9 protein-coding genes and 1 pseudogene are annotated in these 7,485 nt (G+C 38.5%); 3 read left to right on the top strand and 7 right to left on the bottom strand.

The window, feature by feature from the left end; genetic code table 11:
• Both ACERCG_RS06525 and ACERCG_RS06520 read right to left on the bottom strand, forming a co-directional pair.
• Window positions 1-67: pseudogene (locus tag ACERCG_RS06525) on the bottom strand (IS1595 family transposase); the annotation flags it as partial.
• Window positions 68-179: 112 nt separating this feature from the next.
• Window positions 180-845 carry a 7-cyano-7-deazaguanine/7-aminomethyl-7-deazaguanine transporter gene (locus tag ACERCG_RS06520; RefSeq protein ID WP_373611245.1) on the bottom strand — a complete coding sequence of 222 codons (666 nt, stop codon included), beginning with the start codon at window positions 843-845 and terminating at the stop codon, window positions 180-182.
• 203 nt (window positions 846-1,048) lie between these two features.
• On the opposite strand from ACERCG_RS06520, the gene ACERCG_RS06515 reads away from it, so the two are divergent.
• Entirely contained in the window at window positions 1,049-1,738 is a 690-nt protein-coding gene (locus tag ACERCG_RS06515; protein ID WP_373611244.1) for a pirin family protein, read from the top strand.
• A gap of 69 nt (window positions 1,739-1,807) precedes the next feature.
• On the opposite strand, the gene hemB is transcribed toward ACERCG_RS06515, so the two are convergent.
• The 5 genes from hemB to ubiB form a co-directional block, all read right to left on the bottom strand.
• Window positions 1,808-2,827, bottom strand: coding sequence for a porphobilinogen synthase (gene hemB / locus ACERCG_RS06510; RefSeq protein ID WP_373611243.1), 1,020 nt, complete (start codon window positions 2,825-2,827; stop codon window positions 1,808-1,810).
• 66 nt (window positions 2,828-2,893) lie between these two features.
• Window positions 2,894-3,649, bottom strand: coding sequence for a twin-arginine translocase subunit TatC (gene tatC, locus ACERCG_RS06505; RefSeq protein WP_373611242.1), 756 nt, complete (start codon window positions 3,647-3,649; stop codon window positions 2,894-2,896).
• On the bottom strand, window positions 3,636-4,280 hold the full coding sequence (tatB, locus tag ACERCG_RS06500) for a Sec-independent protein translocase protein TatB (protein WP_373611241.1): 645 nt from the start codon (window positions 4,278-4,280) through the stop codon (window positions 3,636-3,638). The genes tatC and tatB overlap by 14 nt, the downstream gene beginning before the upstream one ends.
• 3 nt (window positions 4,281-4,283) lie before the next feature.
• Window positions 4,284-4,532 carry a Sec-independent protein translocase subunit TatA gene (gene tatA, locus ACERCG_RS06495; RefSeq protein ID WP_373611240.1) on the bottom strand — a complete coding sequence of 83 codons (249 nt, stop codon included), beginning with the start codon at window positions 4,530-4,532 and terminating at the stop codon, window positions 4,284-4,286.
• A 166-nt stretch (window positions 4,533-4,698) separates the two neighbouring features.
• Window positions 4,699-6,336 (bottom strand): ubiquinone biosynthesis regulatory protein kinase UbiB, encoded by a 1,638-nt coding sequence (gene ubiB, locus ACERCG_RS06490; protein WP_373611239.1) that lies wholly within the window; start codon window positions 6,334-6,336, stop codon window positions 4,699-4,701.
• Window positions 6,337-6,525: 189 nt separating this feature from the next.
• Between ubiB and ACERCG_RS06485 the strand changes: the two genes are divergently transcribed.
• Window positions 6,526-6,681 (top strand): hypothetical protein, encoded by a 156-nt coding sequence (locus ACERCG_RS06485; RefSeq protein ID WP_373611238.1) that lies wholly within the window; start codon window positions 6,526-6,528, stop codon window positions 6,679-6,681.
• 145 nt (window positions 6,682-6,826) lie between these two features.
• The gene (locus ACERCG_RS06480; protein WP_373611237.1) at window positions 6,827-7,414 is read left to right on the top strand and encodes a hypothetical protein; all 588 of its coding nucleotides are present in this window, start codon (window positions 6,827-6,829) and stop codon (window positions 7,412-7,414) included.
• Window positions 7,415-7,485 lie beyond the last annotated feature (71 nt).

Raw genomic sequence — 7,485 nt, 5'->3', positions numbered from 1 at the left:
TTACGCCTGCTACAAACAGCTCTATGAGTTTATGTTGTTTGTACTGACTTAGACGACTTTTTCTCATAAGGTTATCTTAACCTAAATGGAAGTTTTAGTCGTTATCTAGGACAGCCCCAAAAAATTATGGGGATTATACCTTTTTTCGGCATAATCCCCAAACCCTCACTACATTATTTCTATTTCAAATCGAATTTCTTCATAATGAAATTGAGCACCACACCATAAAGGGGAAGAAAGAGTAATAAACTCACAAAGAGTTTAAAGGTATAGTCTACCGAGCCGATAGTAAACCAATGCCCCGCCATATATTCATCGCTACTTTTATAGAACGCCACAGCAAAGAACACAAAAGTATCAATTAATGTGCCGAAAATAGTCGAACACATTGGCGCAAGCCACCAGCTTTTACCTTGACGTAGGCGGTTAAACACAAAAATATCCAAAAACTGCCCTACTACATAGCCGCTAAAACTGGCTAATGCAATTCGGAAAACAAAAAGATTAAATTCAGATAAAGCAGTAAAACCTTGAAATTCTGTTTCAAAGAATAGCACTGAAATGATGTAACTAATAAGCAATGCAGGCAACATCACCAGAAAAATAATTTTACGAGCAAGCTCTGCCCCAAACACTCGCACAGTTAAATCTGTGGCTAAGAAAATAAACGGGAAAGTAAAAGTTCCCCAAGTGGTTGGGATCACCCAATCGATAAATGGCACATTTATTTCAAAGGTAATCTGCACCAAATAGTTACTGATGGTAATAATAAAAATGTGGAAAAGGGAAAGTAAAATCAGCGAGCGAAATTTGCTTTCGTCTGAAAAGTAAGTATTAAAGTTCATATTGTATCCTTTTTAGTTGAACAAAAACTTGAGGTAAGGGAACTCAAGGGGGTGTAATCATAATGATTTTTTGCGAAAATGCAAGCGGTTCTATTTTTTAAATTATTTACCAATAGAAAATAATTAATCTATAAAACAGATATTTATCTATTCTAATAATAAAGTAAACTACTCATAATAAAACACAAAACAAGGAATCAATTATGTTACAACTTAGAAAAGCAAACGAACGTGGCAATGGATCTTTTGACTGGCTTGAAAGCTATCACACTTTTTCATTCGCTAATTATTACGATCCAAAGCATATCCATTTTTCCCATTTACGCGTAATCAACGAAGACTTTATCGCCCCAAATTATGGTTTTGGCAAACACCCACACGATAATATGGAAATTCTAACTTATGTGCTAAGCGGACGTGTAGCTCACGAAGATAGTATGGGTAATAAAACCGAAGTAAAAGCAGGCGAATTTCAGATTATGTCGGCAGGTACAGGTATTTTCCACTCTGAGGTAAACCCATCTTCAGATGAAACCTTACACCTTTACCAAATTTGGATCATTCCAAATCAAAAAGATGTAACACCACGCTACAGCCAAGATAAATTTGCACCGAAAGAAGGAGCAACGTTAATTCTTTCGCCAAATGCAGAAGACGGCTCATTCAAAATTTATCAAGATATGAAATTGTGGCGTTACCAATACCCAACAGCAAAAACAGAACAAGTTGCGTTTGATAGCAGCCGCAGCTATTGGCTACAAGTAATAAAGGGGAACTTAACTGTAAACGGTGTTGAGCTAAACACCAGCGATGCTTTAGGTATTCGCCAAGAAGAGTTATTAGAAATCAATGCTCAAGATGACGTAGAATTTTTGCTGTTTGACTTAGTATAGGTGTAGATAAGATACAAGCGGTTAAATTTGTAAATTTTTTTGCAAATTTAACCGCTTGCTGTTCATTAATTATTTTGCTTGTGCATCTTCGTATAGCCATTTCGCTACACGTTTTGCGAAATAGGTTAAAATCCCGTCTGCCCCAGCTCGTTTAAAGCAGAGTAAGCCTTCCATAATACACTTACGTTCTTTCAACCAACCGTTTTGAATGGCTGCCATATGCATCGCATATTCGCCAGACACTTGGTATGCAAAGGTTGGTACGCCAAAGTTTTCTTTCACACGCCATACCATATCCAAATACGGCATACCCGGTTTTACCATTACCATATCTGCTCCTTCTTGAATATCCATTGCCACTTCGTGTAATCCCTCATTGCCATTGGCTGGATCAAGTTGATAAGTGTATTTATTGCCACCTTTTAAGTTACCTGCAGAACCAACCGCATCACGGAATGGACCGTAGTAGTTCGAGGCATATTTTGCGGAATACGCCATAATTTGTGTATTCACAAAGCCATTGGCCTCTAAGGCTTCACGAATTTCGCCGATGCGCCCATCCATCATATCGCTTGGGGCGACAATATCTGCACCTGCTTCTGCGTGAGATAACGCCTGTTTTACCAGTACTTCGGTGGTAATGTCGTTTAGTACATAACCTGTTTCATCAATAATGCCATCTTGCCCGTGCGTAGTGAATGGATCTAAAGCAACATCAGTAATTACCCCTAGCTCCGGGAACTGTGCTTTTAATGCACGCACCGCACGCTGAGCCAAGCCTTCAGAGTTATAGGCTTCTTCCGCCATTAAGGATTTTTTTGCATCGCCTACTACAGGAAAAAGTGCTACCGCAGGCACGCCATATTTCACGAGTTCTTCCGCTTCGATTAAAAGTTGATCAATCGTTAAACGCTCTACACCCGGCATTGAAGGCACTTGCACTCGCTGATTTTCGCCTTCAATCACAAACACAGGATAGATTAAATCATTTGCGGTTAATTGGTTTTCTGCCACTAAACGGCGGCTAAAATCGTGTCTACGTAAACGACGCATACGGCGTAAAGGATATTGAGATTGAATTACTTGCATTTGAAATTCCTTATTTCTTAAAAAGAATAAAGGCACAGCAGGTGCTATGCCTTTAAAAATACATTATTACTGTGCAATCTGCTCTGATGGTTCATCGTCATCTTTTGGGCGATAAAATCTGGCACATAACAGCCCCACTTCAAACAACAGACACATTGGGATTGCCAGTAGAGTTTGAGAGAAAATATCAGGTGGCGTTAAGAACATACCAATCACAAAAGCTGCCACGATAATATATGGGCGTTTCGCTTTTAAATCTTCAGGTGTGGTTACACCTGCCCAACATAACAAAATGATTGCTACCGGTACTTCAAAGCAAATTCCGAATGCCATAAAGATGGTTAAAACGAAATCTAAATAGCTGCTGATATCGGTTGCCATTGTTACCCCTTCTGGGGCAGTTGAGGTTAAAAAGCCGAAAACTAATGGGAAGACCACATAATAAGCAAAAGCCACACCGCAGTAGAACAACAAGGTGCTTGAAACCAATAGTGGGTAAACTAAGCGTTTTTCCTGTTTATACAAGGCAGGGGCAACGAAAGCCCAAACTTGGTACAGAATAAACGGCACAGACAAAAACACCGATACCACAATGGTTAATTTAATTGGCGTAAAAAACGGTGTTGCAACGTTAGTTGCAATCATTGTTGCACCTGCCGGTAAATTATCGGTTAGAGGCGTTGCTAATAAGGTATAAATATCATTTGCCCAATAAACCAAGCAACAAAAAACGACTAAAATGCAGATAAAACAGCGTAGTAATCGGTTTCTGAGTTCAATTAAATGCGAAATCAGCGACTGAGATTCATCAACTTCTGCCATACTCTGCCTCCGTTTTCTTCGCTGCTTCTGTTGTAGTTGGTGTTGCTAAATCATCATCTGGCGGATAGTATGCAGACATATCAACCAGCGATTCTTCCATTTCCGCTAATTCTGCGATTTCATCTGGCGATAATTCGCCTTCTGCTTGAGAAGTAGGTAATTGCTCAGATAAATCATCAACTGCAAGCGGTTGATTTTCTACTGTTTTTTGCAACTCTTGAGCTTCTAGCTCTTGGCTTTCTTGCTCAACTTTTTGTTGGATTTCTGCCACTTGCTCATCGGTCAGCTTTGGTACTGTTGCCGATGCCGCAACATTGTTGTCAAACTCACTTTTTGCGGAATTAATAGAGTCTTGTAACTGAGTTGCTGAATTTTTCAAATCTTCTACGGTTTTACTCAATTCAGGCGAAAGAGAACTCAAATTAAGTTCTTCCGCCTTTTTAATGCTCTCTTTTAATTCCTGCAGTTTAAGTTCTTGAGATAGTTCATTTTGCACGTTTGCGGCTAAACCTCGAATTGTACTCACCCAACCCATTACAGTGCGAATTGCAATCGGCATACGTTTTGGGCCTAGCACCACTAAGCCCACAATCATAATCAGTACTAATTCAGAAAAACCTACATCAAACACGGATTAAACCTGCTCTTTATCTTTTACAATATTTTGCTGCTGTTCTGTTGAAACTCTTTCTTTTACTTCAACCACTTCAACTTTTTCATGGCTATCAAATGCGGCGTCTTTTTTCTCATCAGACATTGCTTTTTTGAAGCCTTTTACTGATTCGCCTAAATCAGAACCTAAGGTACGCAATTTCTTTGTACCGAAAAGTAACACAATGATTGCAACCACAATCAGAAGCTGCCAAATACTAATACCGCCCATAAAAACTCCTTTCATTTAAGTTGGGTGAATAAAATCTTGTTTATTATATGCCAGTTTGACATATAATAAAGGGATTTTGCAAAAAATTTTGAACAAACGCTCGCGTTTGAACATCGGCCTTGCCGATGGCACGAAGTGCGAAGCGAAAGCGAGTAAATATGACCGCTTATTTACGCTGGGTCAAAATTAATAACAATGGAAATAGCGTTAATAATGGCACACTTAGCCAGATTGGCAAAGATTCAAATTTCCAAAATGTGCCAAAGATCACAATTGCGGAGAGTGAAAGCACAATAAAACGACTATTTGCATTGGAATGTTGCATTTTCAAACTTTCATTGATCTCAGCTAAGCGGAAATTAATCTGCTTTTGTTGTTGTAACGCTTTAAATAAGGCTTCGGGAAATTCAGCAAAATGTTCACGATATTGTGGTATTCGCTGTTTAAAATCTTTAATCATCGCTTTCACGCCAACCTGCTCGTTTAACCAATTTTGTAAAAACGGCTTAGCGGTTTGCCATAAATCAAGCTGTGGATAAACCTGTCTGCCCAAGCCTTCAATATAGAGCAATGTTTTTTGCAACAACACTAACTGTGGCTGAACCTCCATATTGAACTCACGAGCAACATTAAACAGATTAAGCAAAACGTGTCCGAATGAAATTTCTGACAATGGCTTAGCAAAAATCGGTTCACAAACCTCCCTGAATGCTTGCTCGAATTTATCGATATCCGTATCAGCAGGTGTCCAGCCCGATTCCACGTGCATTAATGCTACACGGCGATAATCTCGGTTGAAAAAAGCCACAAAACTTTCCGCCAAATAGCGTTTATCATTATGATTAAGCGTGCCGACAATACCACAATCAATGCCGATATATTGCGGATTTTCAGGATGTTCTCGGTTTACAAAAATATTACCCGCGTGCATATCGGCGTGGAAAAAGCTATCACGAAACACTTGGGTAAAAAACACCTGCACACCACGCTCGGCAAGCAATTTCATATTTGTGCTGTTTGCTTCCAATTCAGCAATATTGGACACAGGAATACCGTAAATTCGCTCCATTACGATCAAGTTTTTATGGCAGAAATCTTGATACATTTCAGGCACATAGAGCATTTCGCTGTTTTCAAAATTCGCCCGTAAACGCACCGCATTGTGCATTTCTTTGCGTAGATCCAGCTCATCTAAAATGGTTTTTTCGTACTCTCGAACCACCTCAACTGCACGCAAACGCTTCCCATCATTTGATAATTTCGGAATAAGCTCAGCAATTTCATACATTAATTCTAAATCCGCCTTGATAACAGGCTCAATACCCGGTCGAATCACTTTCAGCACTACATCTTTACCTGCAAGCGGTTGATTTTGGTTAAATTTTGCCGTGTGAACCTGAGCAATCGAAGCAGAAGCTAGAGCCGTTTCATCAAAGTTTTCAAACCAAGTTTCAAGCTTTCCGCCTAAAGCCTGCTCAATAATTTGACGAGCAATTTTGCCATCAAAAGGCTCAACATTGTCTTGTAAAAGAGCGAGTTGATCCGCCAACTCTGGCGCAAAAAGATCACGGCGGGTGGCAAGCATCTGCCCCAATTTAATCCAAACAGGCCCAAGCTCTTGCAATGCCAAACGCAAACGCACGCCATAAGGCTTTTCACTATGCTGATTTTTAACCCAAAACAACGCCCTACGCCCTAATTTTATTTTGCGAGTTATCGGCAGATTAGGAATAGCTTCATCAATGCCATAGCGGAGGAAGGTTCGGATAATATGGTAAAAGCGGTTAAGGTTTTTGATGTTCATTGAAATATTAATCTAATAGAAGTTGGTAAGATTTTAGCAAAAAAGCAGCTAAAGGCGTAGAGTTTATATTTTCATTTTTATAGTGAAAAGGCACACGAAGTGTACACTTCGTGTGCTTTCTCTTGACAGAGAAAACACTTGTTCTAGTAAACCTTATCTTAAACTATTTTATATTAGGAGATGTCATTTATGGTCTATTTGATTGAATATACTTATACCGAACAACAAGCTGATCGTTCTTTTCATTTTGTAAAGTCTGAAAGTATAGAAAAAGCTATTTTACAAGCTAAAGAATATATTGCTGACTTACTTTATTATCGTTTTAGTAATCATACTGAATTTTAATTAGTTAAAATTGAAGAAGTTAAGGAGGTATAAAGATGTATTGGACGTTTATAACTATTGTTGTATTGATTTGGTTTTTTTGGTCAAATAATAAGAAAAAATAGTGCTATTCATTTAATTAAGCAAGTTCAATAAGAGGAAGATTATGCTTAAAAATATCGTCTTTACATCTCTCTTGCTGCTTCCAATTTATTCTTATGCAAACGAGTTTACAAATTTCTCAGAACAAGGGATTTCATTGCAAATTCCAACAGAGTGCCGTATTCGTGAGAGTGACGAAGTGGAAGATTTAAGAGAGAACGCGGCTAGATTAATAGGAGAGCCCCATACCAGCACTGTTTTATTATCTATGAAATGTGGGGGTAGTGGTTTAGGAGCAAACTTGCGTTTATCTTATGAAGTGGAGGAAAACCACTATCCTAATTTTAATAGTGAATTGGAAAGCCTATCTTCTCAAGAACGCAGAGAACTGGAAAAGGAAATAGCGGCTGACCTTATTAGACAATCTATGCTATTCTCAGTATCTAATGTCAGTGTGAAAATTTTAAACAGAGAGCCTAAAACGGGGATATTAATTCACTACCATAGAGCAGGAGATTGGTCTGTTTTTATTTATAATTTTCCTGATGAAAGTAATCAAAGAAAAATTATATTGACCCTTTCTCATCATATTCCCGAAAAAGAAAAGTTTGAACCGATTTTTGAAAAAGTCATTAATTCACTACAATTTTAGCTCGTCTATTCCAAAATAGTGAACGCACTGCGTTCACTATTAAGAAATTAAGCTCTCTTACATCTTTCCCA

It is taken from the genome of Mannheimia sp. E30BD, from assembly GCF_041807785.1.
Classification (GTDB): domain Bacteria; phylum Pseudomonadota; class Gammaproteobacteria; order Enterobacterales; family Pasteurellaceae; genus Mannheimia.
Note: the sequence above shows the minus strand (reverse complement) of the source record. Positions and strands in the feature narration are given on the sequence as shown.